This is a genomic window from Allomesorhizobium camelthorni, assembly GCF_011045125.1.
GTDB lineage: Bacteria > Pseudomonadota > Alphaproteobacteria > Rhizobiales > Rhizobiaceae > Allomesorhizobium > Allomesorhizobium camelthorni.
Genome location: NZ_JAAKZF010000281.1, coordinates 1 through 953, shown reverse-complemented (window position 1 = coordinate 953; position 953 = coordinate 1). Strand labels below are relative to the sequence as shown.

At 65.1% G+C, this 953-nt stretch carries 1 protein-coding gene; it reads right to left on the bottom strand.

Annotated features, from left to right (window positions below; translation table 11 throughout):
• Positions 1–487: 487 nt before the first annotated feature.
• Positions 488–953: IS91 family transposase (locus G6N73_RS35880; RefSeq protein ID WP_206079284.1), on the bottom strand; the 466-nt coding region annotated here is incomplete at its 5' end.

Below are 953 nucleotides of genomic sequence, written 5' to 3'. Positions count from 1 at the left end.
GCGACGTGGCCGGAGGGCGGCTTCTGAGGCCGGGCGACAGACTCACTAGACGGCTAAGATGAGCCGCGTTGCCGACATGCATTCTCGGGGCCGAGACCTGACCTTCCGCTTTCGGGACGAAGTTACCGACAAGCGGCCATTCCGCTGACGTGAAGGTTTTTCGACACGGGCCGCAGCGCAACGTTTGCCGCTGGCATTGGCGGCCCGCGTTGACAAACCGTCGAAGGAGGAAGCCGCGGGGGGCTGGGTGGGACCTATGGGGAAAGCGCGCGGCCGCGGGTGTCTGTTGAGGAGTTCGGCGCTGACGGCATAAGCAACCGCGCCGGTCTGAGGGGGTGCGGTGGCATGATCGGCAGCAGATCTGACGGTCTCCTTCCTGGCGGTTTCGACTGTCTTGCGGTGCTCAGCCTTATGTGGCGCAAACCGATGCGATCCCGGAATGCCGTGTTTTTCCGGGTCAGCTCCGGCCGATATGACGGGCGGCTCGTCATGCTGCCTGCTCCCGCGGTGGCGCACGGGATCTGGGCTTCTGGCCGCGGCGGAAGATCTCGATGATGCGCATCGGGCCGCCACAGTCGGGGCATGGCTCTCTCAGGGTGAGCGGGATGATGTCAACGCTTGGCGGATCACCCTGTCTGGCCGTGTGCGCTCCGAGCAGGGCGCGGATCTTTGCGACAGTGGCCTTGCGGCCTGCGCTGGCCAGAAGACCGTAATGGCGGATGCGGTGGAAACCGTCGGGCAGCACATGGATCAGAAAGCGGCGGATGAACTCGTCGGTGGCCAACCGCATGACCTTTTGACGGTCGCCGTTTTTGATCCGGTAGTCCTTCCAGCGGAAGGTCACCGTCTCGGCATCGGCGCTGATCAGGCGGTTGTTGGAGATGGCCACGCGATGCGTGTAGCGGCTGAGATAGGCCAGCACGGCCTCGGGGCCGCCGAAGGGGGGCTTGGCG